The sequence below is a fragment of the Cupriavidus sp. 05N38 genome (assembly GCF_056397345.1).
On the sequence record NZ_JBFTNF010000054.1, the window covers coordinates 23,109 to 49,300 of the forward strand.

Annotated in this window: 23 protein-coding genes; 17 read left to right on the plus strand and 6 right to left on the minus strand. The window is 69.4% G+C overall.

All coding sequences use genetic code 11. The features are described from left to right. The first annotated feature begins 227 nt into the window (after positions 1-227). Positions 228-1,106 (plus strand): YihY/virulence factor BrkB family protein, encoded by an 879-nt coding sequence (locus AC1DK4_RS30090; RefSeq protein ID WP_477131965.1) that lies wholly within the window; start codon positions 228-230, stop codon positions 1,104-1,106. Positions 1,107-1,126: 20 nt separating this feature from the next. On the opposite strand, the gene AC1DK4_RS30095 is transcribed toward AC1DK4_RS30090, so the two are convergent. Both AC1DK4_RS30095 and AC1DK4_RS30100 read right to left on the minus strand, forming a co-directional pair. Next, entirely contained in the window at positions 1,127-1,882 is a 756-nt protein-coding gene (locus tag AC1DK4_RS30095; protein WP_441619225.1) for a sulfite exporter TauE/SafE family protein, read from the minus strand. 132 nt (positions 1,883-2,014) lie between these two features. After that, a complete protein-coding gene (locus AC1DK4_RS30100) occupies positions 2,015-3,007 on the minus strand; it encodes a LysR family transcriptional regulator (RefSeq protein WP_477131966.1) in 993 nt (330 codons plus the stop codon). Positions 3,008-3,188: 181 nt separating this feature from the next. Between AC1DK4_RS30100 and AC1DK4_RS30105 the strand changes: the two genes are divergently transcribed. From AC1DK4_RS30105 to AC1DK4_RS30135, 7 genes are all read left to right on the plus strand, one after another. Next, positions 3,189-4,556: a D-serine ammonia-lyase gene (locus AC1DK4_RS30105; protein WP_441619221.1), complete on the plus strand. Its 1,368-nt coding sequence runs from the start codon at positions 3,189-3,191 to the stop codon at positions 4,554-4,556. Positions 4,557-4,600: 44 nt separating this feature from the next. Next, on the plus strand, positions 4,601-5,581 hold the full coding sequence (locus AC1DK4_RS30110) for a Bug family tripartite tricarboxylate transporter substrate binding protein (protein WP_441619219.1): 981 nt from the start codon (positions 4,601-4,603) through the stop codon (positions 5,579-5,581). Positions 5,582-5,723: 142 nt separating this feature from the next. After that, positions 5,724-6,947, plus strand: a complete 1,224-nt coding sequence (locus AC1DK4_RS30115) for a DSD1 family PLP-dependent enzyme (protein WP_477116185.1) — start codon at positions 5,724-5,726, stop codon at positions 6,945-6,947. 32 nt (positions 6,948-6,979) lie between these two features. Continuing rightward, the gene (locus AC1DK4_RS30120; protein ID WP_441619288.1) at positions 6,980-7,135 is read left to right on the plus strand and encodes a hypothetical protein; all 156 of its coding nucleotides are present in this window, start codon (positions 6,980-6,982) and stop codon (positions 7,133-7,135) included. A gap of 346 nt (positions 7,136-7,481) precedes the next feature. Continuing rightward, entirely contained in the window at positions 7,482-8,939 is a 1,458-nt protein-coding gene (locus AC1DK4_RS30125; RefSeq protein ID WP_441619215.1) for a cytochrome ubiquinol oxidase subunit I, read from the plus strand. Positions 8,940-8,941: 2 nt separating this feature from the next. Then, a complete protein-coding gene (gene cydB, locus AC1DK4_RS30130) occupies positions 8,942-9,949 on the plus strand; it encodes a cytochrome d ubiquinol oxidase subunit II (RefSeq protein WP_441619213.1) in 1,008 nt (335 codons plus the stop codon). Next, on the plus strand, positions 9,949-10,104 hold the full coding sequence (locus AC1DK4_RS30135) for a DUF2474 domain-containing protein (RefSeq protein WP_441619211.1): 156 nt from the start codon (positions 9,949-9,951) through the stop codon (positions 10,102-10,104). Before cydB ends, AC1DK4_RS30135 begins: the two co-directional genes overlap by 1 nt. Before the next feature lie 130 nt (positions 10,105-10,234). Here AC1DK4_RS30135 and AC1DK4_RS30140 read toward each other — a convergent pair whose 3' ends face one another. Then, the gene (locus tag AC1DK4_RS30140; protein WP_441619209.1) at positions 10,235-11,239 is read right to left on the minus strand and encodes a D-cysteine desulfhydrase family protein; all 1,005 of its coding nucleotides are present in this window, start codon (positions 11,237-11,239) and stop codon (positions 10,235-10,237) included. Positions 11,240-11,346: 107 nt separating this feature from the next. After that, positions 11,347-12,111, minus strand: coding sequence for an SDR family NAD(P)-dependent oxidoreductase (locus AC1DK4_RS30145; protein WP_441619207.1), 765 nt, complete (start codon positions 12,109-12,111; stop codon positions 11,347-11,349). A 138-nt stretch (positions 12,112-12,249) separates the two neighbouring features. On the opposite strand from AC1DK4_RS30145, the gene AC1DK4_RS30150 reads away from it, so the two are divergent. From AC1DK4_RS30150 to AC1DK4_RS30190, 9 genes are all read left to right on the plus strand, one after another. Further along, positions 12,250-12,846 (plus strand): TetR/AcrR family transcriptional regulator, encoded by a 597-nt coding sequence (locus AC1DK4_RS30150; protein ID WP_441619205.1) that lies wholly within the window; start codon positions 12,250-12,252, stop codon positions 12,844-12,846. 74 nt (positions 12,847-12,920) lie between these two features. Continuing rightward, the gene (locus AC1DK4_RS30155; RefSeq protein WP_441619203.1) at positions 12,921-14,240 is read left to right on the plus strand and encodes an MFS transporter; all 1,320 of its coding nucleotides are present in this window, start codon (positions 12,921-12,923) and stop codon (positions 14,238-14,240) included. Positions 14,241-14,557: 317 nt separating this feature from the next. Continuing rightward, the gene (locus tag AC1DK4_RS30160) at positions 14,558-16,588 is read left to right on the plus strand and encodes a hypothetical protein (protein WP_441619201.1); all 2,031 of its coding nucleotides are present in this window, start codon (positions 14,558-14,560) and stop codon (positions 16,586-16,588) included. A gap of 24 nt (positions 16,589-16,612) precedes the next feature. Next, positions 16,613-16,792: a hypothetical protein gene (locus AC1DK4_RS30165; RefSeq protein WP_441619284.1), complete on the plus strand. Its 180-nt coding sequence runs from the start codon at positions 16,613-16,615 to the stop codon at positions 16,790-16,792. An 80-nt stretch (positions 16,793-16,872) separates the two neighbouring features. Next, positions 16,873-19,005: a phosphocholine-specific phospholipase C gene (locus AC1DK4_RS30170; RefSeq protein ID WP_441619199.1), complete on the plus strand. Its 2,133-nt coding sequence runs from the start codon at positions 16,873-16,875 to the stop codon at positions 19,003-19,005. A gap of 130 nt (positions 19,006-19,135) precedes the next feature. Further along, a complete protein-coding gene (locus tag AC1DK4_RS30175) occupies positions 19,136-20,005 on the plus strand; it encodes a LysR substrate-binding domain-containing protein (protein WP_441619197.1) in 870 nt (289 codons plus the stop codon). Positions 20,006-20,127: 122 nt separating this feature from the next. Continuing rightward, positions 20,128-20,814 carry an HAD family hydrolase gene (locus AC1DK4_RS30180; RefSeq protein ID WP_441619195.1) on the plus strand — a complete coding sequence of 229 codons (687 nt, stop codon included), beginning with the start codon at positions 20,128-20,130 and terminating at the stop codon, positions 20,812-20,814. A 165-nt stretch (positions 20,815-20,979) separates the two neighbouring features. Next, positions 20,980-22,008 carry a M14 family zinc carboxypeptidase gene (locus AC1DK4_RS30185; RefSeq protein WP_441619193.1) on the plus strand — a complete coding sequence of 343 codons (1,029 nt, stop codon included), beginning with the start codon at positions 20,980-20,982 and terminating at the stop codon, positions 22,006-22,008. Then, entirely contained in the window at positions 22,005-22,778 is a 774-nt protein-coding gene (locus AC1DK4_RS30190) for an alpha/beta fold hydrolase (protein WP_441619191.1), read from the plus strand. Before AC1DK4_RS30185 ends, AC1DK4_RS30190 begins: the two co-directional genes overlap by 4 nt. On the opposite strand, the gene treF is transcribed toward AC1DK4_RS30190, so the two are convergent. Continuing rightward, entirely contained in the window at positions 22,775-24,457 is a 1,683-nt protein-coding gene (gene treF / locus AC1DK4_RS30195) for an alpha,alpha-trehalase TreF (protein WP_441619190.1), read from the minus strand. The two genes, AC1DK4_RS30190 and treF, sit on opposite strands and share 4 nt — an antisense overlap. Before the next feature lie 234 nt (positions 24,458-24,691). After that, positions 24,692-26,192, minus strand: a 1,501-nt coding sequence (locus AC1DK4_RS30200) for a putative bifunctional diguanylate cyclase/phosphodiesterase (protein WP_477131967.1), incomplete at its 5' end; no start/stop codon positions are given.

Consider the following 26,192-nt stretch of genomic DNA (forward strand, 5'->3'; position numbering starts at 1 on the left):
CTTCCCAGCATAGCCCCGCCGGTCCCCATTGCTGTCGGAGAATGCCGCCCGCCCATGTAGGACAAGCTCGTCTTGCCCTTGTACGCGTCATGCACCACATTGAACATTGACTGGAACTTCAAGGGCAAGGCGGCGCTTTGCGCCGGGCCAGGCGCGCCCGCCGCCGCATGCCTGCGCCGCGCCGCTTCCGCACTTTTTGCGGCCCGAACAATCACAGCCCCTTCGCCATGCCCATCCTCGATGCGCGCGCCCGGCTGGTACTGAAGCACCCGGGCGCCTTCATGCTGCGCACGCTGCGGCATTTCCGCGCCAACCAGGGCTTGCTGCTGGCCGGCGCGGTGGCTTACTACGCCCTCCTGTCGATCGTGCCGCTGCTGATCCTGATGGTGATCGCGCTGTCCCACGTGATCGAGCCGCAGGCATTGCTGCGCACCTTGTCGCGCTACCTGGAATGGCTGGTGCCCGGGCAATCGCGCGCGCTGATCGCCGAGCTGGCGAACTTCCTGGACAACCGCGGCGTGATCGGCTGGGTGMTGCTGGCGAGCATGATCTTCTTCAGTTCGCTGGCGTTCACGGTGCTGGAGAACGCCATGTCGGTGATCTTCGAGCACCGCGTGGCAATCCGCCGCCGCCACTTCATGGTGTCCGCGGTGCTGCCCTACTGCTATATCGTCGTGCTCAGCCTCGGCCTGCTGCTGGTGACGGTGGTGTCGGGCTCCCTGCAGGCCTTCGGCCAGCGGCATGTGGAGGTACTGGGGCACGACTGGTCGCTGGACCGCCTCTCGGGCAGCCTGCTGTACCTGCTCGGCCKGGCGGGCGAGATCCTGATGCTGACCTCGATCTACCTGGTGATGCCGGTGGGCCGCCTGTCATTGCGGCATGCGCTGCTCGGCGCCGTGACCGCGGCGGCGCTGTGGGAGATCTCGCGCCACGTGCTGGTGTGGTACTTCACCACGCTGTCGCAGGTCAGCGTGGTGTACGGCTCGCTGGCCACGGCCATCGTGGTGCTGCTCAGCCTGGAGATCRCCGCCACGCTGCTATTGCTTGGCGCGCAGGTGATCGCGGAATTCGAGCGCAGCGGCAACGATGAGCCCTTCCACACCTGAGCGACCTGAGCGGCTACGGCTTAGTGCATGGCTCCGAGCAGCCTGGGCAACGAGGCCGCCAGCAGCGCCACGCCCGAGGCCGTCAGCAGGCTCAGCACGATGCGACGGAAAGCGATCTCGCTGATGCCGATATACAGGCGCGCGCCCAGGATGCTGGGCACCAGCATGGCCGGCCCCACCACCAGGAACATCGGCAGCATGTCGCGCGTGACGATGCCGGTGCCGACGTAGGTCGCCATCGTCACCGCCAGCGTGGCCAGGTTGAAATTCTGGATGATGGCGCGCTGCTCGTCCTTGGGCAGTCCGCGCAGCGTGCACCACAGGGTGGGAATCACGCCGGTGAAACCGCCGATGCCGCCCATGATGCCGCCGGCGGCGCCGATCAGGCCATCGGCCAGCCGTCCGCCGAAGCGGATGCGCGGCAACTGCGCGGACATCAGCATGAGCGGGCACCACACCGCCAGCAAGGCGCCCAGGCAGGCCTTGAAGACATTGGCATTGAGCACCGGCAGGATGGCCACCCCGATGGGAATGCCGACAATACCGCCGGCCACGAAGGGCAGCAGCTGGCGGAGCGAGAAGCTGCGCCGCACCGTGATGGCCGCCACCACCTGCCCGGTGAGCGAGCCGAACACCGCCATGGCCGCCGCCAGGCGCGGCTCGACCGTCCACACCCAGAACGACATGGCCACCATGCCGAAGGCAAAACCGGACAAGCCCTGCACGAAGCCGGCCACGACGGCGCCCAGCGCCACGATCACGAGAGGAAAGTCCATCTGAACCCAGGATAGCGGCGGCGGCCTGGCTTGCCGCGTCGCCGCATGTGCGCTGCGCGCATCGCGCGAAAGCCGCAAACTATGCCGATAATCGGCCCGCTTGTCATCCGTGGCTGTGCATGCCGCAGCGCATCAGGCGCGCCGCCGTGCCCCGGGGCCGCCGGGCGGGCGGCGCGCCCGGATATCGAGCACCTTGGCCCGCGCGGTATCGAAGCGCGCACCCTCGGCCGCCAGCCAGTCTTCCACCATGGCGATATGTGGCGTCTGGCCGTGCGCGCTGACAAAGAAGTAGGACGCCTGCGAGCGGGCATGGATGCCGAACAGGTCGACCAGCCGCCCGGCCTCGATATCCTCCAGCACCAGCGCCGAGCGGCCCATGGCGATGCCCTGCCCCGCCAGTGCCGCCCCCACCGCGAGCTGGGACAGGTTGAAGCGCTGCCCCGCGTCCAGGCCCGTCACCTCGGCCCCGGCCATGCGCAGCCAGTGCAGCCACTCGTCGAACGGCTGCGCGCCGTCCCAGGGGCTGGTGTCGTGCAGCAGCCACGCGCCCTTGAGGTCGCGCGGGGCGCGCAGTTCGGGATGCGCGGCCACGAAGGCGRGGCTGGCCACCGGCAGCAGCCATTCATCGAGGAACAGGCGGGCCTTGAGGTCGTCGTAGCCGCCCAGGTCGAAGCGCACCGCGGCGTCGATGCCGTCGCGCACCATGCGGCCGCGGTCCAGCGCGTGGAACTCGCCATAGACGCGCAGGCCCACCTGCGGATGATCGCGGAAGAAATCGCCCAGGCGCGGGGTCAGCCAGCGCATCGCGAACGACGGCGCGCAGCTCAGCGCGATGGGACCGGACTCGCGCGGCTTGCGCAGCTGCGTGAGCGTGCCCTCGATGGCCTGGAAGGATTCGCGCAGCACGAAGCGCAGCCGGTCGCCCTCGGGCGTGAGCACCAGCGCGCGCGGCGTGCGCAGGAAAAGCGGCCGGTCCAGCCATTGCTCGAGTTGCTTGACCTGCTGGCTGACGGCGCCCTGCGTGACGCAGAGCTCGGCGGCGGCATGGGTGAAGTTGCAATGTCGCGCGGAGGCTTCGAAGCAGCGCAGCCAGCTCAAGACGGAAGACGACAGCAGAGTGCTCACGGGACGGACTCACGGTAAAGCGGCGCGCCCGGCGCACCGGACCGACGACATGCACCCGCATGGGGAACAGATCGCATCGCCATTAGTAATACTGATGCCTGGCTAAATATAAATGGATTGTCACGGCGCCGGCCGGGACCAACAATGAAGCCATTCCGAAACGCAGCAGGCACCCACCTCCATGCATGCATCCGCAGCCGCACCCCAACCACTGTTCTCCGATGCGGGCCTCGCCGGCCTGAGCACCGCCACACCCCTGCTGTGGTGCAATCCCGGCCGCACCGACGCGCCACCGGCGGCGCAGCCCGCAGGCGAGCGCAGCATTAGTCTAGCTGATATCAGGGCGGCACAGGCACGCTTGCGCCGCTTTGCGCCGTTGCTGGCCACGCTGTTCCCAGAGCTGGCGCGGACCGGCGGCACCATCGAATCGCCGCTGCTGGCGGCCCCCGGCATGCAGCAAGCCCTGGGATTGCCGCACGAACTGGGCCGCCTTTGGATCAAGGCCGATCACAGCCTGCCGGTGGCCGGCTCGATCAAGGCGCGCGGCGGCATTCACGAAGTGCTCGAATTTGCCGAGACGCTGGCCCTGGAACACGGCCTGGTCGGCCCCGGCCGCGACGCACCCCCGGATTACCTGGCGCTGGGCGCGCCGGCGGCGCGCGCGCTGTTCGGGCGCTACCAGGTCGCGGTCGGCTCCACCGGCAACCTCGGACTGAGCATCGGCGTGATGGCCTCGGCGCTGGGTTTTCGCGCCGCCGTGCATATGTCGGCCGACGCCAAGGCATGGAAGAAGGCGCGCCTGCGCAGCCGCGGCGTGGAAGTGGTGGAGCATGCCGGCGACTACGAAGAAGCCGTGGCCGCCGGCCGTCGCCAGGCGCAGCATGACCCGTTCACCTACTTCGTCGACGATGAGCGTTCGCTGTCGCTGCTGCTGGGCTACGGCGCCGCGGCGCTGCACCTGCGCGAGCAACTGGCCGCGCGGGACATCCTCGTGGATGCCGCGCACCCGCTCTTCGTCTACCTGCCGTGCGGCGTGGGCGGCGCGCCGGCCGGCATCACCTTCGGCCTGCGCCAGCTGCTTGGCCCGCATGTGCATTGCTTCTTCGCCGAGCCCACGCAATCGCCCTGCTTCCTGGTGCAGATGGCGGCGCAGGACGGTAACCCCTCGGTCTACGATGCCGGCCTCACCAACCTCACCGAGGCTGACGGCCTGGCCGTGCCGCGCGCCTCCGAACTCGCGGCCGGCGTGATGCGGCCGCTGCTGTCCGGCGTCTTCACGGTGGCGGACGACACGCTGTTCCGGCACCTCGCGCTGGCATGGCGCAGCGAAGGCGTGCGCATCGAGCCCTCCGCCGCGGCCGGCTTCAGCGGGCCGCGCATGCTGTGCGAAAGCGAAGCCGGGCGCGCTTACCTGGCCCGGCACCAGCTGGACGCCGTCATGCCGCAAGCCATGCACCTGGTGTGGACCACCGGCGGGCTGTTCGTGCCGCAGGCCGAATACCAGGCCTTCCTCGACAAGGCTGCCGCGCTGGCGCGCCAGGCGCGCTGATTCTGTTCCGATCCACGACAACCCCGACCCGCAGGAGAGCCAGCATGACATCCTTCCAACCCATCAAGCTTGCATGGCTGGCCGCCTGCTGCCTGGCGGTCCCCGCCGGCAGCGCGCTGGCCGATACCTACCCTTCGCGTCCGATCCAGATGGTGATCCCCTTCCCGCCGGGCGGCGCCACCGACGTGATCGGCCGCCTGCTGGCCAAGAAGCTGGGCGACCGGCTGGGCCAGACCGTGGTGATCGACAACCGGCCGGGCGCCGGCACCATCGTCGGCGCCGGCATCGTCGCCAAGGCCGCGCCCGACGGCTACACGCTGCTGGTGAGTTCCGGCACCACGTTTACGGTCAACCCGGCCATCCATCCCAAGCTGCCCTACGATCCGCTCAAGAGCTTCGAGCCGATCGGGCTGACAGGGCGCACCGGGCTGATCCTGCTGGCCAACCGCGACGTACCGGTCAACAACCTCAAGCAACTGGCGGCAGCGGTCAAGGCCGCGCCGGGCAAGTTCTCGTATGGCTCCTTCGGCAGCGGCACCACGGCGCAGTTCGCCGGCGAGATGCTGCTCAACGACCTGGGCATCAAGATGCTGCACGTGCCGTACCGCGGCAGCTCGCCCGCCATGACCGACCTGATCGGCGGGCAGATCCCGTTCTCAGTGGACACCGTGGCGGCCGCGGTGCCGCAGATCCGCGCGGGCAAGGTCAAGGCCATCGCCATCACCACCGCGAAGCGCTCCAGCCTGCTGCCCGAAGTGCCGACCGTGGCGGAAAGCGGCTTCCCCGCCACCGACATGGACACCTGGCTGGCGGTGGTGGCGCCACGCGGACTGCCGCCCGAGGTCAAGGCACGCCTGGAAAAGGCGCTGGCCGATACCATGGCCGACCCGGACACCCGCAAGAAGCTGCTCGACAACGGGTTCGAGCCTGCCTACGGCAATGCGGCCGAAGTGACCGCGCTGATCACGAAGGAGCTGCCGCGCATGCGGGCCATTGCGCAGCGCGCCAATATCCAGGCCGACTGATGGCGCCAAGTGTCGAGGCGGGCGCGGTGACCGGCGCGGCGGCACGCTGGTTTGACAGCGCCCGCCCGCGCGCCACATCATCGCAGGCACGGCCGCCCGCCGGCGGCGCCATGCCAACCGAACGACACCAGACAGGCCTTCCATGACAACTACCGCTTCCGCTTCGCCATCCCCGCAGATGCCTTCGGCCCTGGCCGCCCTGCAGCTCGCGCCGGCCGCCGTGGCCGGGCAGCCGATGACCGCCATCGACACGCCCGCGCTGGTGCTCGACCTGGACGCATTCGAGCGCAACGTGGCGCACATGCAGCAGGCCGCCGACCAGGCGGGCGTGCAGCTGCGCCCGCATGCCAAGGCGCACAAATGCCCGCAGATCGCACTGGCGCAGATCGCGCGCGGCGCGGTCGGCATCTGCTGCCAGAAGGTCAGCGAGGCGCTGCCCTTCGTGCAGGCGGGAGTCAGGGACATCCATGTCAGCAACCAGATCGCCGGGCCCGCCAAGGCCGCGCTGCTGGCGCAGCTGGCCGTGCATGCGCGCATGAGCGTGTGCGTGGACGACACCCGCCAGGTGCAGGCGCTGGCCGCCGCCGCGGCACAGGCCGGCAGCACCATCGGCGTATTCGTGGAGATCGACGTGGGCCAGGGCCGCTGCGGCGTGTCCGGCGCGCCCGCCGCGCTGCAACTGGCGCAGGCGATCGGCGCGCACGCGCAGCTGGAATTCCGTGGCCTGCAGGCTTATCACGGCGGCATCCAGCATGTGCGTGACTACGCCGCGCGCCGCCAGGCCGCGGCCGATGCCGCCAGGCGCACCGCGGCCGTGGTCGCGGCGCTGGCCGAAGCCGGCGTGACCTGCGCCACGGTCACCGGCGGCGGCAGCGGCAGCGTGGAGTTCGACCTGCACAGCGGCGTCTATACCGAGATCCAGCCCGGCTCGTACATCTTCATGGACGGCGACTATGCCCGTAACAACTACTGCGGGCCGCTGCGCTTCGAGCACAGCCTGTTTATCGCCAGCAGCGTGATGAGCGTGACGGCCGCCGCGGCGCCCGCGCCGGCTACCCCCCGCGTGGTGGTGGATGCCGGGCTGAAATCGATGGCGGTCGATTCCGGGCTGCCGCTGATATGGGGCAGCGACGGGCAAGACTTTGCGCTGGCCTATGTGGCGGCCAACGACGAGCACGGCATCGTGGAAGCGCTGCCCGCGCCGGGCGCGCGCTCGGCGCCGGTGCTGCCGGCACTGGGCAGCCAGGTGCTGCTGGTGCCCGGCCACTGCGATCCCACCCTCAACCTGTACGACGAGATGATCGGCGTGCGCGGCGGCACGGTCGCCTGCCTGTGGCCGGTGGCCGCGCGCGGGCTGAGCCGCTAGCCACGCGGGCTTCAGTCACAACCCCATCCACCATGACCCGGAACGACGGCTTGCCAGCGCAGGCCGCCGTGGCGCTGCGCCGCATGATCGGCAGCAAGGAGATCTCTCCCGTACAGCTGCTGGAGGCGTGCCAGGCGCGGGCCGCCGAACACGCCGTGCTCGGCGGTGCGCGGCCAGCACCACTTTGAGCGCAGCAAACTGATACGGTCTTTTTTCAAGTCGTTGCTTCTGTTATCCACGCCGGCCTGCCGGTAGCATGTTGTCCATGGCATGCGCCGGGCGCGCTCCGCGCCCCGGTTGCGAGCCCAACTCATGGCTTTCGCACATGGACATCCCCGCTTCAGGCCTGCCCGCCCGGGCAGGCTCCCCGCTCGCTTCCGCCCTGCCGTACCAGGGGCCATCTCCCGGCGCTGGCCGCCGCCACGCACAAGCGTCCTTCAACGCGCTCCCGGCGTGGTCTACGCTATCCCTACGCGTTACCGGGTGCGATGGACCAGCCACCCCGGGCAACCACCGCATCACGGAGACCACGCCATGTTCGGCCTGAGCGCGCTCGACCTCGCCCGCATCCAGTTCGGGTTCACCATCTCGTTCCACATCATCTTTCCCGCCATCACCATCGGCATGGCGAGCTACCTGGCGGTGCTGGAGGGCTGCTGGCTGCGCACGAAGGATCCGGTGTATCGCGACCTCTATCACTTCTGGTCCAAGATCTTCGCGGTCAATTTCGGCATGGGCGTGGTGTCCGGCCTGGTGATGGCGTACCAGTTCGGCACCAACTGGAGCTTCTTCTCGGACTTCGCCGGCAGCGTGACCGGCCCGCTGCTCACCTACGAGGTGCTGACCGCGTTCTTCCTCGAAGCCGGCTTCCTCGGCGTGATGCTGTTCGGCTGGAAGAAGGTCGGCCCCGGCCTGCACTTCTTCGCCACCCTGATGGTGGCGCTCGGCACGCTGATCTCGGCGACCTGGATCCTGGCCTCGAACAGCTGGATGCAGACGCCGCAGGGCTACGAGATCATCGACGGCCGCGTGGTGCCGGTGGACTGGCTGCGCGTGATCTTCAACCCGTCCTTCCCCTACCGGCTGGCGCATATGAGCGTGGCGGCATTCCTCGCCACGGCGCTGTTCGTCGGCGCCTCCGCGGCCTGGCACCTGCTGCGCGGCCGCGATAACCCGGCGATACGCAAGATGATGTCGATGGCGATGTGGATGCTGCTGGTGGTGGCACCCGTGCAGGCCGTGATCGGCGACATGCACGGCATCAACACGCTGGCGCATCAGCCTGCCAAGATCGCCGCGCTGGAAGGCCACTGGGAGAACCGTGGCGACGAACCGCTGCCGTTGATCGTGTTCGGCTGGCCCGACATGGCGCGCGAGGAGACCCGCTTCGCGGTGGAGGTCCCGCGCCTGGGCAGCCTGATCCTGACGCACAGCCTGGACGGCCAGATCGCCGGCCTGAAGGAATTCCCGCCGCAGGACCGGCCCAATGCCACCATTTTGTTCTGGAGCTTCCGCGTGATGGTGGGGCTGGGCATGCTGATGATCCTGCTCGGGCTGTGGAGCCTGCTGCTGCGCCGTGGCGAAGCTCTCTACCGCGCGCGCGCCTTCCTGCGCATGGCGCTGTGGATGGGACCGGCCGGGCTGGTGGCCCTCCTGGCAGGCTGGTTCACCACCGAGATCGGGCGCCAGCCCTGGGTGGTCTACGGCGTGATGCGCACCGCCGATGCCGTCTCGCCGCACGGCGCGCCGGAGCTGGCGCTGACGCTGGCCTTGTTCGTCGTGGCCTACTTCTTCGTGTTCGGCGTGGGCATCGCCTACATGATGCGGCTGGTGCGCAAGGGGCCGGTCATGCATGAAGGCGACGACGACGCCGAAGAGAGTCCCCACCCGGCGCGTACGTCGGCCCACACGCCGGCCCGCCCGCTGTCCGCCGTCGACGACCCCGGGGACGTGCCCGGCACGGCCGCCGCATCCACGCATTCCCGGAGCTGACCATGGGCATCGACCTCTCCCTGATCTGGGCCGTCATCATTTTCTTCGGGGTGATGATGTACGTGGTGATGGATGGCTTCGACCTCGGCATCGGCATGCTCTATGCCTTCGTGCCGGACCGCCATGACCGCGATGTGATGATGAATACAGTGGCGCCCGTGTGGGACGGCAACGAGACCTGGCTGGTGCTGGGTGGCGCGGGCCTGCTGGCCGCCTTCCCGCTGGCCTACTCGGTGGTGCTCAGCGCGCTCTACCTGCCGCTGGTCCTGATGCTGCTGGGCCTGATCTTCCGCGGCGTGGCGTTCGAGTTCCGCTTCAAGGCCAACGACCGCGAGCGCCATGTCTGGGACAAGGCGTTCATCTGCGGCTCGCTGGCCGCGGCCTTTTTCCAGGGCGTTGCGCTGGGGGCCTATATCGACGGCATCCGCGTCAGCGGCCGCGCCTTCGCCGGCGGCCCGCTGGACTGGCTGCATCCCTTTCCGCTGTTCTGCGGGCTTGGCGTGGCGGTGGCCTACACGGTGCTGGGCAGCACCTGGCTGATCATGAAGACCGAGGGCGAACTGCACCAGCGCATGCTGCACCTCACCGGCAGACTGGCCTGGGCCTTGCTGGGCGTGATCGCCATCATCAGCATCTGGACCCCGCTTGCCCATGCGCGCATCGCCCAGCGCTGGTTCAGCCTGCCCAACCTGATCTGGTTCGCGCCGGTACCGCTGCTGGTGTTGCTGTGCATGTACCGGCTGGTGCGGTCGCTGGCCGCGGATGCCCACCTCGCGCCCTTCATGTACACGCTGGCCCTGGTCTTCCTGGGCTACAGCGGGCTGGCCATCAGCGTGTGGCCGAATATCGTGCCGCCCGGCATCACGATCTGGGATGCCGCCGCGCCGCCGCAGAGCCAGGGCTTTACGCTGGTGGGGGCGTTGTTCATCATTCCTTTCATCCTGATGTACACGGTGTGGGCGTACTACGTGTTCCGTGGCAAGGTCAAGCACGGAGAGGGGTATCACTGATGGCGGCGCGACGGCGCGGGCACCCGCGGGCGCCGCGCGGCTGGCTGGCGCGGATCGGCTGGATGCTGGCGATCTGGGGGATCAGCGTGGCGGGGCTGGGACTGGTGGCCCTGGCGATCCGCGCGCTGATGCGGCTGGCGGGGATGCACGGATGAGTGCGCCCCGCGCGGCGCGGCGACGCGTCGGCCGAGCGTTCGCTATTGCCGCCGCGGGCGATGCCATGGCAATGGTTGTCCGCGCCTGCCGCGATCCGGCCGGCTGCGGCCGCCAGCGGCGGCGCTTGCGCTAGAAGATGCTCCGGTAGGCAAACAGCGAAGGCACGCCGCCGCTCATGACGAACAGGATCTGCTGGCCTTTGCGATATCGTCCGGCCCTGACGTCATGGACCAGGCCGGCAAACGCTTTGCCGCTGTAGACAGGATCGAGCAAGATGCCCTCTTGCGTGGCGACAAGGCGCAAGGCGTCGACCATGCCTGCGGTGGGCTGGCCATAGCCGGGTCCGAACTGGCTGCCGTCCACGTCCACGGATTCGGCCGCAACGCCGAGCGCCGGATCGAGCAGCGCCAGGGTCTGCCTTGCCTTGGCAAGCGTGTCCTCGCGCGCCTTCTCGAGCGGTGCCAGCACCGAGTAGCCGGCAACGCGCGCTGCCGGACGGCCGCAGGCGATCTCCCCCGCTATCAGCCCGGCCTGCATGCCGCCGCTGCCGTTGGCCACCAGGATGCGATCGAAGGACAGGCCGCGCGTACTGGCTTCGTCGTCGATTTCCACGGCGCATGCCGCGTAGCCCAGGCAGCCGGTCGGGCTGGAGCCGCCCAGCGGGCAGACGTAGACGCGACGCCCTTGCGCGCGCAGCGCCTCGGCGCGCTGGTTGGCATACCCCAGCGCGTCGGAGCCCGCCGGCAGGTCATGCACGCGCGCCCCGAACAGGTCGTCGAGCAGCACGTTCCCGCTATTCACGTAGTCGGCGTCCTCACGCGGGACCAGGCGTGCAAGGATCAGCTCGCATGCCAGCCCCGCCTTTGCCGCGGCCGCGGCGGTCAGCCGTGCGTGGTTCGATTGCCTTCCGCCCACCGTGATGATGGTATCGGCACCGTCCGCCAGTGCCTCCCCGACCAGGTATTCGAGCTTCCTGAGCTTGTTTCCGCCTCCGCCCAGGCCGCCGATATCGTCCCGCTTGACGAAAATATCGGCGCCGCCAAGGTACTGGCTCAGCCGTGGCAGATGCTGGATCGGCGCCACGCCTTCGCGCAGGGTGTAGCGAGGGAAACGGGATAGGTCGATTGCCGTCATGTCTTGCGTCTTGCCCGAAAGAAAGACACCGAGAATAGCGCCAATCCCGACGGCACGCTCGCGCCGGCCTGCGCGACGACGGCGGTGCTCAGCGCACGCGAAAGCGCTTACGCCGACAGGCCGCCATCCACGCCGATGCTCTGCCCGTGGATGAAGCGCCCGGCCGGCGAGGCCAGCAGCACTGCCAGCCCGGCCACATCCCTGGCCTCGCCGATGCGGCGCATGGGAATGCCGGCCGCCAGCCGCGCTTCCTGCTCCGGATTTCCCCACAGCGCCTCGCGCGAGAACTCGGTGCGCACCGGGCCCGGATTGATGGCATTCACATTGATGCCATGCGGGCCAAGTTCCTGCGCCAGGCTGCGCACGGCCTGGTCGGTCGCCCCCTTGGTGATGCTGTAGAGACCCAGCATGGCCGAGCCGCGCTTGGCCGCGATGCTCGACATGAACGTGATGGAGCCGTCGCCGCGCGCGATCATCTGCGGCGCCAGGGCGTTGACCAGCACCAGGTTGCCGCGCACATTGCCGGCCATGGCCTGGTCGAACAGGTCCGGTCCCTGCGTCAGAAGCGAACCCACCTCCGCGCTGGCCGCCGCGTTCAGCACCAGCACATCGACGCGGCCGAAGGCGGCCAGTGCCTGCTCGGCGAAGGCGCGCACGCTGCCGACATCGGCGATGTCGCAAGCGATTCCCCTGGCCTTGAAGCCTTCGGCTTCGAGCGTGGCGGCGACTGCCGCCGCGCCAGCCTGGTCGCGGCCCGACACCACCAGGGCGGCGCCGGAGGCACCGAGCGCGCGGGCCATTTCGAGGCCCATGCCTTTGGTGGAGCCGGTGATGACGGCCACGCGGCCAGTGAGATCGAACAGATTCTGCATGAAATGCCTCCTTGAGGGCGGAAGGATGCTGCGAGCCAGGGCGGCCAGCAGCTTTTTAAATGATGAGCAACATTTATTGAATAAATTATGGGTGTCATATAAAATCCGGTCAAGAAAAAACTTGCCAGGAGAGCGGACATGGCGCGCGCATCACGAGAACAGGCAGAAAAGAACCGCGAAGCGATCGAGGCAGCATCTACAAGGCTGTTCCGCGAGCGCGGACTGAACGGCGTCAGCGTGGCCGAGCTGATGGCCGGGGCCGGCCTGACCCATGGCGGCTTCTATGGACACTTCTCGTCCAAGGACGCGCTGGCGGAGCTGGCGTGCAAGCGCGGCTTCGAAGAATCGGCGCGGCGCTGGGCGGGCCGCATCGGCCGCGGCGGCGACGACAAGCGCGCCATGCGCGCCAACCTGGTTGAACCCTATCTGACGCAGGATCACTGCGCGCACCCCGGCGAGGGCTGCTCTGCGGTAGCGCTGGCCAGCGACGTGGCGCGCGAACCCGCGGACAAGCCGGTGCGGCAGGCCTATATCGACGGCCTCAAGGTCATGGTCGAAGACTGGATGAAGACGGTGGCGCACGATGACCCGGCCGAGCGCCGCAAGCTGGCGCTGGCGCAACTGTCCACGCTGGTGGGCGCGATGACGCTGGCGCGGGCGACGGCCGGCGACGCATTGTCCGACGACATCCTCGCCGCCGCGCACGACATGCTGCTGGGCCCACTCGCACCGTAAGGACAAGCAACGCCCACCCCTCGCTCACAAAACCGAACCGAAACCGAAACCGAAACCCTGCTCCTGGATACTTCATGTTTGCTCAAGCGCTTTCCAGCCGGCTCGACCGGCGCGGCATCCACTACGCCTGGCTGATCGCCGCCATCACCTTCTGCGTGATGCTGACCACATCGGCCGCCCTCGGCCTGCCCGGCGCCTTCCTCAAGCCGCTGACCCGCGAGATGGGCTGGGATACGGACCAGATCTCGTCGATCCTAGCCTTCCGCTTTGCGCTGTTCGGCCTGATGGCGCCGTTCTCGGCCATCCTGATGGAACGCTTCGGGGTGCGCAACGTGGTGTGGGCCGCGCTGGGGCTGATCGCCGGCGGCATGGCGCTGGCCACGGTGGCCACCGAGCTGTGGCAACTCTTTGTCGCCTGGGGCCTGATGCTGGGCGTCGGCTCCGGACTGACCGCGCTGGTGCTGGCGGCGGTGGTGGCGAGCCGCTGGTTCAGCGCGCGGCGCGGGCTGGTGATCGGCGTCCTGACCGCGAGTTCCGCCACCGGGCAACTGGCGTTCCTGCCGGTGGCGGCCTGGCTGATCGAGCATATGGGCTGGCGCACCGCCGTGCTGCCCGTGCTGCTGGCCTGCGCGGTGCTGGCCGTGCTGGTGTTCTGCTTCATGCGCAACCGCCCGGCGGACGTAGGCCTGGCGGCCTTCGGCGAAGTGCCGCAGAAGGTGCCGGCCACGGCGGCCCAGCCGCCGGCGGCTCCCGCGCCGCTGACGCTGCGCGGCCCGTTCGTGGTGCTGCGCGATGCGGCCCGCAGCCAGACCTTCTGGGTCCTCGCCGGCACCTTCTTCATCTGCGGCCTCAGCACCAACGGCCTGATCCAGACGCACTTCATCTCGCTGTGCGCGGACTTCGGCATGAGCGCGGTGCCCGCCGCCGGCGCGCTGGCCATGATGGGCGCCTTCGATTTCGTCGGCACCATCCTGTCGGGCTGGCTGTCGGACCGCTATGACTGCCGCAAGCTGCTCTTCTGGTACTACGGCCTGCGCGGGCTGTCGCTGTTCTGGCTGCCGCACTCCACCTTCACGCTGTACGGCCTGTCGATCTTCGCCATGTTCTACGGCCTGGACTGGATCGCCACGGTGCCGCCCACGGTCAAGCTGGCAGGCTCGGCGTTCGGCAAGGAGCGCGCGCCGATGGTGTTCGGCTGGATCTTCGCCGCCCACCAGGTCGGTGCCGCCACGGCCGCCTTCGGCGCCGGCCTCACGCGCACCCTGCTGCTGACCTATACGCCGGCCCTGTACGCCGCCGGCGCGGCCTGCCTGGTGGCCGCGCTGATGGCGCTGGCGGCCGGACGCAAGACCGCCCGTGCCGGCGGCAAGCCCGCGCAGGCAGCCAACGCCTGATCGCCCGCAGCGCCCGCCGCTCGCGCGGGCGCTGTCCTGTCCCTCTCCTGCCCCACCGCACCGGCCTCACCCGCCTCACCCGCCTCACCCATCCCCCCGCATTTTCCGCTCCGCAGCCACGCCGCCCGGCCCTGGCTGCGCTTCGCGCATGCCTGTTCCATCAGGAATGCGAATAGGCGCATCAGCATTCTTTGCCCGCCTGTCACCCGGCTGACAACCCCTTTTCTTACTCTGCCAACGCGTCACGGGCAGCGTGATTGGCAGCGCCGCCGTTGCGGCGCGCGGCTAGCGAGACAACAGAAAAGAGGGAAGCAGACATGGCATGGAAACAGCAGGCACGCGTGGCGTGCAGCCTGGCCCTGGCGGGCGCGGTAGCAGCATGCGGCGGCGGCAGCGATGCGCCGGCGACCGTTGCCCCGGACCAGGGCAATGCCGGCAACGGCAACGCGGGCGCCACCAGCAAGAAGATCCTGCTGGTCGGCGTGGACGGCGCCACCTACAGCCAGCTGCAGAGCGCGATGATCCAGCGCGGCATGCCCAACCTGGCCACGCTGGCGATCACGCCTTCGTCCACCGGCGGCAGGCTCGGCACCACCACCGAGCAGGCACCGCTGGACGGCCCGGGCTGGGCCACCGTGCTGACCGGCACCTGGCAGGACCGCCACGGCGTGAACGACGACGTGGCGACCCTCGGCGGCCTGAAGGCCCCGACCCTGTTCCAGTACCTGCGCACCGCCAACGCCAGCAGCGCCGGGGCCGCCAGGCAGCGCCTGGGCGTGGCCAGCAGTTCGGCAACCCTGCCGGCACTGCTCAAGGCCGACGCGGCCACCGGCAATATCGATTCGCTACGCGACTGCGCCTACGACGACGGCTGCGTCACGCAGGAAGGCCTGAAGCTGGTGCAGTCGGGCTACGACGTGGTCCTTGCCCAATACGCCGCCCCCGACCTGGCCGCCGCGACGCAAGGCTTCCAGGGCGGCGGCTACGCGAGCGCGCTGGCCGCCTTCGACCAGGCGCTCGGCAAGCTGCTGGCCGCCGTGCAGGCGCGCCGCCAGGCCAACGCCGGCGAAGACTGGCTGGTGGCCGTGACCACCAGCCACGGCCTCGACGCCACCGGCGCCACCACCACGCTGCCCACCGTGGAAAACCGCACCGCCTTCATCGCGCTGAACAAGCCGTTCAACGCAGCGCTGGCCAGCAACCTGCCCGCCGCACCGGCCACCGCCGCCGCGCTCTCGGCGCTGCCGGGCGAGACGGACCTGCTGCCCACGCTGCTGGCCCATGGCGGCGTGGCCATCCCCGCCGCGTCGTACAAGCTCGACGGCTCCGCGCTGACCGGCAGCGCCGGCGCGCGCGCACTGAAATCCACCGTCGGCACCTTCAGCGATTCGCTGGTGCTGTCCTGGCAGAATCCTGCCGCCGCCACCGGCGACATGACGCTGCTGCGCGACGGCGTGCAGATCGCCACCCTGCCCGCCGGCACCACCAGCTACGAGGACAAGACCCTCAACGCGCCAGCCAGCGGTGTCTACCGCTACAACTACACGCTGGTGCGCAATGGTGTGCCCGCCTCCCTGCTGGCGCAGATCAACTACGTCAAGCCGGTCGTGCTGGCCGACACGCTGCGCAACAACCTCGCCGCGTACTACAGCTTCGAGACGCTGCCCGCGGTCGACGCAAAGGGCACCACCACCATCGGCCCGTGGGTGGCCGGCACCGACGGCGGCTCGCCCGGCACCGACAACTTCGGCACCAGGTCGCTGAAGGTCAACTCCAACGTCGACGCCTACGTGCTGAACCAGAGCGGCGCCGATATCGCGCTGTCCCCGCAGTTCACCATCGGCTTCTGGTTCAAGTCCGACTGCACCCAGGGCAACGGCACCGGCGAGCCGATCCTGTCGAACAAGAACTACGTCTCTGGGTCGAACGCCGGCATCGCCATCGGCCTGTTCGGCAGCTGCGAGGTGCGCTTCAACATCGGCAGCGGCGGCAAGCGCGACGACATCCAGGGCATGAAGTTCAGCGCCAGCCAGTGGGCCTACCTGGCCCTGTCGGTCAACGCCACGGCCAAGACCTTCAGCGCCTACATCATCGACCCGGTGATGGGGGTGCAGAAGAAAGAAAACCAGGCCATCGTCAACACCGACGTGACCAGGCTCGGCGGCCTCAACACCAGGCAGTGGGGCATCAATGACGACGCCACCCACGCCTACGTGCCCAACAACGCCGGCTCGCTCAAGGGCGTGATGGAGTTCAACGACCTCGCCATGTGGACGCGCCAGCTCAGCCTGGCCGAGCTGCAGACCATCACCGGCTCGCGCCAGCCCCTGTCCACGCTCAACCCCTGATTCCCCACGAGAGCAAACGTGACCATGAAGCCTTCGATCTCGATTCACGCACTGCCCGCATGGCTGGCGGCGCTGGCGCTGTGCGCCGTGCTGAGCGCCTGCGGCGGCGACGCCGGCGACAACAACGCAGCCCAGCCTCCCGCCAAGCCGGCCGAGCCCGGCGCACAACCGGCGGTGACGCCGCAACTGCGCTGCGCGCCCTGATGGATGGGCAGGCCCGGCACCGCGCCGGGCAACGTCCGCACCAACCGACCAGCCGAACAGCCTAGCCAGAACCAATCAAGATGAGCCTTCACAGCAGACGCAACTTCCTCAAGATGGCCGGTGGCGCCTCCGCCGCCGCGGCGCTGGCCGCCTTCCCGCCGTCGATCCGCCGCGCCCTGGCGATTCCGGCCAACAACGCCACCGGCAGCATCCGCGATGTGGAGCACGTGGTGATCCTGATGCAGGAAAACCGCTCCTTCGACAATTACTTCGGCACGCTCAGGGGCGTGCGCGGCTTCGGCGACCGTTTCCCGATCCCGCTGGCCGGCGGCCTCAACGTCTGGCAGCAGACCTTTACCAACCGCATCGTGCAGCCGTATCACCTGGACAGCGCCACGGGCAACGCCCAGCGCGTGAGCGGCACTCCGCACAGCTACCCCGACGCGCAGAACGCCTGGGACCTGGGCCGCATGAACAAGTGGCCCACCTACAAGCAGACCCAGTCGATGGGCTACTACACCGAGGCCGAGCTGGACTTCCAGTTTGCCCTGGCGAACGCCTTCACGCTGTGCGACGCGTATCACTGCGGATTCCACGGCGGCACCAACACCAACCGCCTGTTCCACTGGACCGGGACCAACGACCCCACCGGCGCCAACGGCGGGCCGGTGATCGACAACAGCGGCGACTCCATGGGCGCCTCCACCGGCGGCTACCGCTGGACCACCTATCCGGAACGCCTGCAGGCCGCCGGCGTGAGCTGGAAGGTCTACCAGAACATGCCGGACAACTTCACCGACAATCCGCTGGCCGGCTTCGTGCAGTACCGCAAGGCCAACGAAGCGCGTGGCAATGCTTCCAGCGGCAGTCCCTACCCGGCCTATACCGTCGCCGACGAAGCCATCAACCCGCTCATCAAGGGCATCGGCAACACCATGCCGGACAACGGCTTCCTGCAGGCGCTCAAGGACGACATCGCCGCCGGCGGCCTGCCGCAGGTCTCGTGGATCGTGGCCCCGGCCAACTACTCCGAGCACCCCGGGCCTTCGAGCCCCGTGCAGGGCGCCTGGTACACGCAGGAAGTGCTCAACGCGCTCACCGCCAATCCGGACATCTGGAGCAAGACCGTCCTGCTGATCAACTTCGACGAGAACGACGGCTTCTTCGACCACGTGCCGCCGCCATGCGCGCCGGCCTACGACGCCAGCGGCGTGCTGGCCGGCAAGTCCACCGTTTCCACCGACGGCGAGTACCACACCGACAAGCATCCCTACGGCCCCGGCCCGCGCGTGCCGATGTACGTGGTGTCGCCCTGGAGCCGCGGCGGCTGGGTCAACTCGCAGGTGTTCGACCACACCTCGGTGCTGCGCTTCATGGAGGCGCGCTTCGGCGTCGCCGAAACCAATATCAGCGCCTACCGCCGCGCCATCTGTGGCGACCTGAGCTCCGCCTTCAACTTCGTCAGCCCCAACAGCGCGGCCCTGCCGGGCATGCCCAGCCGCACCAAGACCGCCGCCGATGCCGTGCGCACCGCACAGGAGGCCAAGGCGCAGGTGCCGCTGCCCACCGAGAGCGCGCAGGCCGCTGCGCCCGCCACCCAGCAAGCCGGCCAGCGCCCGTCCCGCGCGCTGCCGTACGAGCTGCACGTGAGCGGGCGCGAGGATCCGGGCTCGCGCGTCATGTGGCTGCTGTTCAGCAACACCGGCAACGCCGCCGCCGTGTTCCATGTGTACGACCGCCTGCACCTGGACCGCGTGCCCCGCCGCTACGTGGTGGAGCCCAGCAAGGAACTGCACGATAGCTGGGACGCCTACGCCGCCGACAATGGCAAGTACGATCTGTGGGTGCTCGGCCCGAACGGCTTCCACCGCAGCTTCCAGGGCGACGTCAGCGCCGTGGCGGCGGCCGGCGGCACCGCGCCGGAAATCCGCGTGTGCTACGACGTCGCCAATGCCGCGGTCTACCTGACCATGATCAATACCGGCCCCGCGCCCTGCACCTTCACCGTCACACCCAAGGCCTACCGCACCGACGGGCCCTGGAGCTTCGACATCCCCGCCGGCAAGCAGCTCGACCAGCACTGGCCGCTGGGCCTGCAGGACAACTGGTACGACTTCGCCGTCACGGTGCCGCAGGGCGGTTTCCAGCGCCGCTTCGCCGGGCGCGTGGAAACCGGCGCGGACGGCAAGTCCGATCCCGCCCTGGGCAAGTAGGCGCGGGGAGTGGCCCCGGGCCTGGCCGCCCGGCCCCGCGTGCAGCGCCGCCGCCCCCGTGGCGGCGCTGCGCGGAACTGTCACAAAGCGCCGCTAGACTGGCGCGCTTGCTTCCTTCCCCCGGATTCCCATGCTCGGCGACCTGCTGACGACGTTTTATGAAGTGGCGCGCCAGGGCAGCATCACCACCGCCGCCAAGCAGCTGCGCGTGAGCCAGCCCACCGTCACCGGCCGCATCCGGCAGCTGGAAGAAAGCTACGGCGTGGAGCTGTTCTACCGCCGCGGCGGCCGGGTCGACCTCAGCGATGTCGGCGTGGCCCTCATGCCCGTGGTGGAACAGCTGATGCAGCACGAGGGCAGCGCGGATTTCCTGCTGCGCAACGCCGGCAACCTGCACCTGGGCAAGCTGCGCGTGGGCGCTACCGGCCCCTACTACATCCTGCCCAGCGTGGCCGCGTTCCGGGAACGCTACCCGGCCATCGGGATCAGCCTCGACATCGGCAACTCGCAACAGATGCTGGACGCGCTGTTCGAGTACCGCATCGACGTCGCGGTCTCGTCGCACGCCGTCGACGACGATCGCCTGGCCCGCATCACCCTGGCGTCCGATCCCATGGTGCTGGTGGTCGACCCCGGCCACCCGCTGGCGCGCGCGCCCAGCGTCACCCTCGCCCAGATCTCCGGCTGCCACCTGCTGATCCGCGAACATGGCTCGATGACCCGCAAGGCGGTCGAGACGGCGCTGGAAGATGCCGGGCTGAAGCTGCCGTCGAGCACCGTGATCGGCAGCCGCGAGGCCATCTACGAAGCCATCCGCCAGGGCCTGGGAACGAGCGTGGTGCCGCTCGGCGAAGTCCCGCGCGATGCCGGGCTGTGCGTGGTACCGTTCGCCAGCCACCCGCCGGTACTGCACGAGTACCTGTACTGTCTCCAGGGCCGCACGCATACCCGCCTGATCGGCGCCTTCCTCGAATGCCTCGCCCCCCGCGCAGCCGCCTAGGCGAGCGCTTTCCCGCGGCGGCGGAAATTCGCCGATAACGGTATCGGAATTCTTGCGCCGCGCATCACGCGCGGGTCACCGCGCCTGCCCATCCTGTGCGGTTTTCCGACCGGAGACGGCGCATGCCCCGCCTTGCCTTGTTTGACCTCGACCACACCCTGCTACCGCTGGACAGCGAATACGAATGGGCTCGCTACCTGGTGGCGGCCGGCGCCGCCGACGCGCGCGAAGTCGAAGCCAACAACGCGCTGTGGCTGGCCGAGTACAGCGCGGGGCGACTCGACTTCCGGCGCCATGCCGCCTTTGCCCTCGGCCTGCTGGCACGCCATCCGCGCGCGCGCCTGGAGGCGCTGCGCGCGAGCTTCATGCGCGAGGTGATCGTGCCTGCCATCCGCCCGCCAGCCCGCGCGCTGCTGGCCCGTCACCGCGATGCCGGCGACCTGTGCTGCATCGTCACGGCGACGTGCCGGTTCGTCACCGAGCCGATTGCGGCGGCGCTGGGGGTGGAGCACCTGGTGGCCGTGGAGGCCGCGTGCGACGCGCGCGGCGGGTTCACCGGCGCCGTCGCCGGCGTGCCGAGCTTCGGCGCGGGCAAGATCGAGCGGGTTGCGCAGTGGCTGGCTTCGCTGGGCTTGCGGTGGGACCGGTTCGAGCGCACCGCGTTCTATAGCGATTCCCGCAACGACATTCCGCTGCTCGAGGCGGTGAGCCATCCCGTGGCGACCAATCCGGATGCCGCGCTTGGCGCCTTGGCGACGGCGCGGGGGTGGACGATACTAGAACTGTTCGCACCCGGGATGGCCGGGTAGGCGCCCGCGCACCGGCACGGTCCGTGCCTCGGAGTCAGATTCGAAGCCGGATTCGAAGCCGGTGCACGGACAACCTCATCCGCCGTCACGGGGATTTCACATTGGCGGCCGATGATGGGCGCAACCCCGTCTGCCTGGACCGCGCCCCCGGATCTGCCCTCGCCCATGCCCCTGCCCGCCGCCGACGGTTTCGCTGAAATGCGGCAACTGGAAGCCCTGCTCGAAACCGGCGCGCATCGCCTGGACGCCCGCTGCGTCGGCGAGGTCAGCGCAGGCGCACAGCGCTTCCCCCTCTACACCGCCAGCATCGGCTCGGACGACCCGCGCGCACCCGCCATCGGGTTCTTTGCCGGCATCCACGGCCTGGAGCGTATCGGCACCCACCTGCTGCTCGACTACATGCGCATGCTGCTGTGGCGGCTGGAGTGGGACGAGTTGCTCGAGCGGCAACTGCAATCGGTGCGGCTGCTTTTCATGCCCATCGTCAACCCGGGCGGCATGTGGGCGTCCACGCGCGCCAACCCCAACGGCGTCGACCTGATGCGCAACGCGCCGCAGGACGCCGTTGGCCGCGTGCCGCCGCTGGCCGGCGGACAGCGGCTGGGCCCGTGGCTGCCGTGGTATCGCGGCAGGCTGGGAGCACCGATGGAGCTGGAAAGCACGGCCATGCTGCGCGTGGTCTCCGAGCAATTGCAGCAACGCCCCCTGAGCTTCGCGCTGGACTGCCACTCCGGCTACGGCTGGGGCGACAGTATCTGGTTTCCGTACGCGCGCACGGCCGCGCCGATGGCGCACCTGCCCGAAATGTTCGCGCTCAAGACGATGTTCGAGCAGGCGCATCCGCACCACGGCTATGCGTTCGAGCCGCAGAGCAACCAGTACCTGCTGCATGGCGACCTGTGGGACTGGGCCTACGACCATACGCCGCCGGCCAACATCTTCCTGCCGATGACGCTCGAGCTGGGTTCCTGGCTGTGGATCAAGAAGAATCCGCGGCAGCTGTTCTCGCGCCATGGCTTCTTCAATCCGGTCAAGGCGCACCGCACCGAGCGCGTGCTGCGCCGTCACGCCAACCTGCTCGACTTCCTCGGGCGCGTGGCCTACGCGCCCGAGCGCTGGCTGCCGCGCGGCGAGCGGCGCGCGCAATTGCTGGCGCAGGCCACGGCGCAATGGCAGGGCGGCCGGCTCCGATGAACGCCCGGCTCAACGAATGGATCCTGCTGCGCGGGCTCACGCGCGAAGCGCGCCACTGGGGGGCGCTGCCCGCCGCGCTGCGGGCGCGTTGCGGCATCACGCGCCTGACCCTGCTGGACCTGCCCGGCAACGGCACGGAGGCGGCACGGCGCGCACCACCGAGCGTGGCGGCGATGGTCGAGCACATGCGCGCCAGCGCGCGCCGGCAGGCCCTGGCGCCGCCCTACCGCGTGCTGGCGATGTCGCTGGGCGCCATGGTGGCGGCGGAATGGGCGCGGCGCTACCCGCAGGAGATCGGCGCGCTGGTGCTGGTCAACACCAGCATGCGGCCGTTTGGCAGCGTGGCGCAGCGCCTGCGCCCGCGCAACTGGGCGGCGCTGGCCGGCATGGCGCTGCGCTGGCAGGACGGCCCCTATTGCGAGCGCACCATCCATCGCCTCACCTGCAATACCAGGGCCGCCCTGGCTGCCGACGTGGCGGCATGGAGCGCGATCCGCGCGAGCGCGCCGGTGAGCCGAGGCAATGCGCTGCGCCAGCTATGGGCCGCGGCGCGCTACCGCGCCGCGGCGGCGGCGCCGCGCTGCCCCACGCTGGTGGTGTCCTCGGCGGCCGACCGCCTGGTCGATCCGGAGTGCTCGGCCCGCCTGGCGGCGGCATGGGCCGTGGCACACCGCAGGCACGCGTGGGCCGGCCACGACCTGCCGCACGACGACCCGGCCTGGCTGGCCGCCACCGTGGCGCACTGGATGCGCGAGCCCGGGGCAAGCTAGCCCGGCTCTCCCGCGCGCGAGGCGCAGGCCGCGTGGCTGGGATGCTGCTGCAGCAGGCGGCGCACCACGCCGTTGGTCCAGCCGAAGCCGTCCTGCAGGAGATACTCGCCGCCGCCACCGCCCACGGCCCCATGCGGCGCATGCCGCAATGCGTATTTCTCCACCAGCTTGTACTCGCGGCGATAGAGGCTGGCCACGGTATGCAGCCAGCGGTGCGCGATCTCGCGCGCGAGCGCACGCTGGCCGTGGCGCGCAAACCCGCCGATGGCCAGCCATTGCAGCGGCGCCCAGCCATTCGGCTGGTCCCACTGCTCGCCGCTGATGCGCTCGGTGGTGGCCATGCCGCCGGGTTGCAGCAGGCGCGCGGTCACGGTGCGTGCGAGCCGCGCCGCCTGCGCGGGGCTGGCGGCATCCACGTAGAGCGGCATCACGGTGGCCGCCGTGAGGTTGGCGCGGGGCTGGTGGCGCTGCCAGTCGAAATCGAACCAGGCACCTTCGGCCTCGTTCCACATCAGGTGGTCGATGGCATGCCGCCGCGCCTGCACGCGTGCCAGGAAGTCCGGCGCGTCCGCCTCGCCCGCGGCTGCCGCCAGCTCGGCCAGCTTCGTCTCCAGCTTGTACAGCAGGCTGTTGAGATCGACCGGCAGGATGGCCGTGGTCCGTATCGTTTCCAGGCCGCCGCCGGGCTCCTGCCAGCGCGAGCTGAAGTCCCAGCCCGATTCCGCCGCGGCGCGCAGGTCGCGGTAGACCTCGGGCGCGGGGCGCGACGAGGCGGCGGCCGTGCCGATATCCTCGATAAAGGCTTCTTCGCGCGGCGTATCGCGCTCGTCCCAGTAGCGGTTGAGCAGGCTGCCGTCCGCGAGCCTGACCACGCGCCGGCAAGCCTGTCCCGGCGCCAGGTGCTCGGCGCCGCGCATCCAGAACGCATACTCCTTGCGAAGCTGCGGCAGGTAGGCCAGCTCGGGCTTCACGCCGTGGTCATCGAACAGCTCCACCATCAACGCGAACACGGGCGGCTGCGAGCGGCTGAGGTAGTAGGTCCGCGTGCCGTTGGGAATCACGCCATAGGTATCGAGCAGGTAGGAGAAATTGTCTGCCATGCCATGCAGCAGGCTGGCGTCGCCGCTGACGGTCAGGCCCAGCATGGTGAAGTAGGAGTCCCAGTAATAGAGTTCGGTAAAGCGCCCTCCCGGCACCACGTAGGCATTGGGCAGCGGCAGCAGCGAGCATTGCGGCGGGTGCTCCGCCGGATGGCGCGTGAGCACCGGCCACAGAGCGTCGATATGGTCGCCCAGGGTCTGGTGGGGATCGGAGACATAACGGCTGCGCGGCACTTCCTGCAGCGTGAAATGCGCCTGCACGAAGCCCGCGAGGTCGAATCCGGCAGCGCCCGCGCTGGCCCGGTATGCGGTCAGGATCGATTCCGGGTCCTGGCGCGGGATGGCATCGGTGAAGGTCTTGCTGTCGCTGAAGACGCGGGCCATCTGCACCGCGACGAACAGTTCCTGGTAGCGGTCGGCGGGCGTGAGCGGATCAGCGTGCGCGCATCCGGGCAGCCGATGGGGAGAGACATGGTGGCCGCCGCTGCGATCGCCCACCTCGCGCACCGGTCCCGGGTGCGGGGACCCTGCCTCGGGGCCCGGTGGCTGGCATGCGGCGACGCGGGGCAGGTCCTTCATGACGGGCTTGAGCCGCCATGGCCGCCATCGCCGCCATCGTCGCCATCGGCTTCGATGACGCCGCCGATGCCCGCCTGGATGCGGGTGATCCGTGCTGGCACTGCCGCTCCCTGTTCTGGTCCGGGCGGCGGCCAGGGCGGCCGCCGATAAGGGATCAGAGTGCGGCCCGGCAGGCGAGTTCCGCGCGCTTCCCGGGCGAGATGGGGTTCGCCGCGCGCCCGCGCGCCTCGTGCGTCACCCTGGCGATCGGGAGCGGGGGTCTGCCTGCGCCTGCGGCGCCACGAGCACGGCATGGTCGCGGCGGAACAGCGCGAGCGGTTGCGGGCGGCCGAGCAGATAGCCCTGCGCTTCGTCGCAGCCTTCGGCTTGCAGCAGCTTGAGCTGCTCGGCGGTCTCCACGCCTTCGGCCAGCACCGGGATGGCCAGGCTCTGGCCAAGCGCCAGGATGGCGCGGATGATGGCCTTGGCCTGCTGGTTCCCGGCGATCTCGGCGATAAACCTGCGGTCCAGCTTGATCTTGTCGAACGGGAAAGAACGCAGGGTATCCAGCGAGGAATTGCCGGTGCCGAAATCGTCGATGGCGATGCTGACGCCCAGCGCCTTGATGCCGCGCAGGATGTCCAGCGCGCGCTCCCTGTCGCCGGTGATGGTGGATTCGGTGATCTCGAGTTCGAGCCGGCCGGCTTGCAGTCCGGTTTCCTCCAGGAGGCGCGCCACCAGCGTCACCAGGTTGCCGTGGGTGATCTGCACCGGCGACAGGTTGACCGAGATCTTGCGCGGCAAGGTCCATCGCGCGGCCTCGCTGCAGGCGGTGCGCAGCACCCACTCGCCGATCGGCAGGATGGCGCCGCACGCCTCGGCCAGCGGCATGAAACTGTCGGGCGGGATCAGGCCGCGCTCGGGATGCTCCCAGCGCAGCAGTACCTCGCAGCCGATCGCCTCGCCGCTGGCAATCGCGGTCTGCACCTGGTAGTCGAGCACGAACTGGTTGGCGGCGATGGCCATCCACAGCTCGCCGGCCAGCGCGCGGCGTTCGCGCTCCGTCTCATCCATGCGGCGTTCGTAGAAGCAGATCGATTCCGACAGGCTGCCCTTGGCGCGGCGCATGGCCAGGCCGGCATTGCCGACCAGCTGGTCGCGGTGCGTGCCGTCGCCGGGATAGATCGCGATGCCGATGCTGGCGCTGGTGGTGAGGTCGTAGCCATCGAGCCGCACCGGCTCGCTCAGGCAGGTCACCAGGCGCGCGGTGAAATCGCTCAGTTCGGTTTGCCGCGTGAAACGCTTGACGGCCATGAACTCGTCGCCGTCGATGCGGGCGATGAACTCGCCCGGCTGCATCTGGGCGGCAATACGCGCGGCAAGCGTGCGCAGCACGGTATCACCCGCGGCGCGGCCGTGCAGGTCGTTGACCTCCTTGAAGCGGTCCAGGTCGATGCCCAGCGTGGCCACCTGGCAGCCCTGCAGGTGCGCGCGCTGTAGCTCATCGTCCAGGTAGGCATCGAGGAAGCTGCGGTTTGGCAGCCCGGTCAAGCCGTCGTGACGCGCCAGGTGGTGGATCTTGGCCTCGATACGGCGTTGCTCGGTGACATCCTCGCAGGTGGTCACCCACGCCCCGTCGGGCATGGCGCTGTGCGACAGCGCGATGGCGCGCCCGTCAGGCAGCGCTTCCACGCTGCGCCAGTTCTTGTGGCGGCGCAGGATATCGCGGTGGCGTTCCGACAACGACTGCGCATAC

Coding starts and splice junctions, on each gene's coding strand:
- AC1DK4_RS30095 (WP_441619225.1), bottom strand. CDS start 1,882: ATGGACTTTCCTCTCGTGATCGTGGCGCTGGGCGCCGTCGTGGCCGGC.
- AC1DK4_RS30105 (WP_441619221.1), top strand. CDS start 3,189: ATGCATGCATCCGCAGCCGCACCCCAACCACTGTTCTCCGATGCGGGC.
- AC1DK4_RS30110 (WP_441619219.1), top strand. CDS start 4,601: ATGACATCCTTCCAACCCATCAAGCTTGCATGGCTGGCCGCCTGCTGC.
- AC1DK4_RS30115 (WP_477116185.1), top strand. CDS start 5,724: ATGACAACTACCGCTTCCGCTTCGCCATCCCCGCAGATGCCTTCGGCC.
- AC1DK4_RS30120 (WP_441619288.1), top strand. CDS start 6,980: ATGACCCGGAACGACGGCTTGCCAGCGCAGGCCGCCGTGGCGCTGCGC.
- AC1DK4_RS30125 (WP_441619215.1), top strand. CDS start 7,482: ATGTTCGGCCTGAGCGCGCTCGACCTCGCCCGCATCCAGTTCGGGTTC.
- cydB (WP_441619213.1), top strand. CDS start 8,942: ATGGGCATCGACCTCTCCCTGATCTGGGCCGTCATCATTTTCTTCGGG.
- AC1DK4_RS30135 (WP_441619211.1), top strand. CDS start 9,949: ATGGCGGCGCGACGGCGCGGGCACCCGCGGGCGCCGCGCGGCTGGCTG.
- AC1DK4_RS30140 (WP_441619209.1), bottom strand. CDS start 11,239: ATGACGGCAATCGACCTATCCCGTTTCCCTCGCTACACCCTGCGCGAA.
- AC1DK4_RS30145 (WP_441619207.1), bottom strand. CDS start 12,111: ATGCAGAATCTGTTCGATCTCACTGGCCGCGTGGCCGTCATCACCGGC.
- AC1DK4_RS30150 (WP_441619205.1), top strand. CDS start 12,250: ATGGCGCGCGCATCACGAGAACAGGCAGAAAAGAACCGCGAAGCGATC.
- AC1DK4_RS30155 (WP_441619203.1), top strand. CDS start 12,921: ATGTTTGCTCAAGCGCTTTCCAGCCGGCTCGACCGGCGCGGCATCCAC.
- AC1DK4_RS30160 (WP_441619201.1), top strand. CDS start 14,558: ATGGCATGGAAACAGCAGGCACGCGTGGCGTGCAGCCTGGCCCTGGCG.
- AC1DK4_RS30165 (WP_441619284.1), top strand. CDS start 16,613: ATGAAGCCTTCGATCTCGATTCACGCACTGCCCGCATGGCTGGCGGCG.
- AC1DK4_RS30170 (WP_441619199.1), top strand. CDS start 16,873: ATGAGCCTTCACAGCAGACGCAACTTCCTCAAGATGGCCGGTGGCGCC.
- AC1DK4_RS30175 (WP_441619197.1), top strand. CDS start 19,136: ATGCTCGGCGACCTGCTGACGACGTTTTATGAAGTGGCGCGCCAGGGC.
- AC1DK4_RS30180 (WP_441619195.1), top strand. CDS start 20,128: ATGCCCCGCCTTGCCTTGTTTGACCTCGACCACACCCTGCTACCGCTG.
- AC1DK4_RS30185 (WP_441619193.1), top strand. CDS start 20,980: ATGCCCCTGCCCGCCGCCGACGGTTTCGCTGAAATGCGGCAACTGGAA.
- AC1DK4_RS30190 (WP_441619191.1), top strand. CDS start 22,005: ATGAACGCCCGGCTCAACGAATGGATCCTGCTGCGCGGGCTCACGCGC.
- treF (WP_441619190.1), bottom strand. CDS start 24,457: ATGAAGGACCTGCCCCGCGTCGCCGCATGCCAGCCACCGGGCCCCGAG.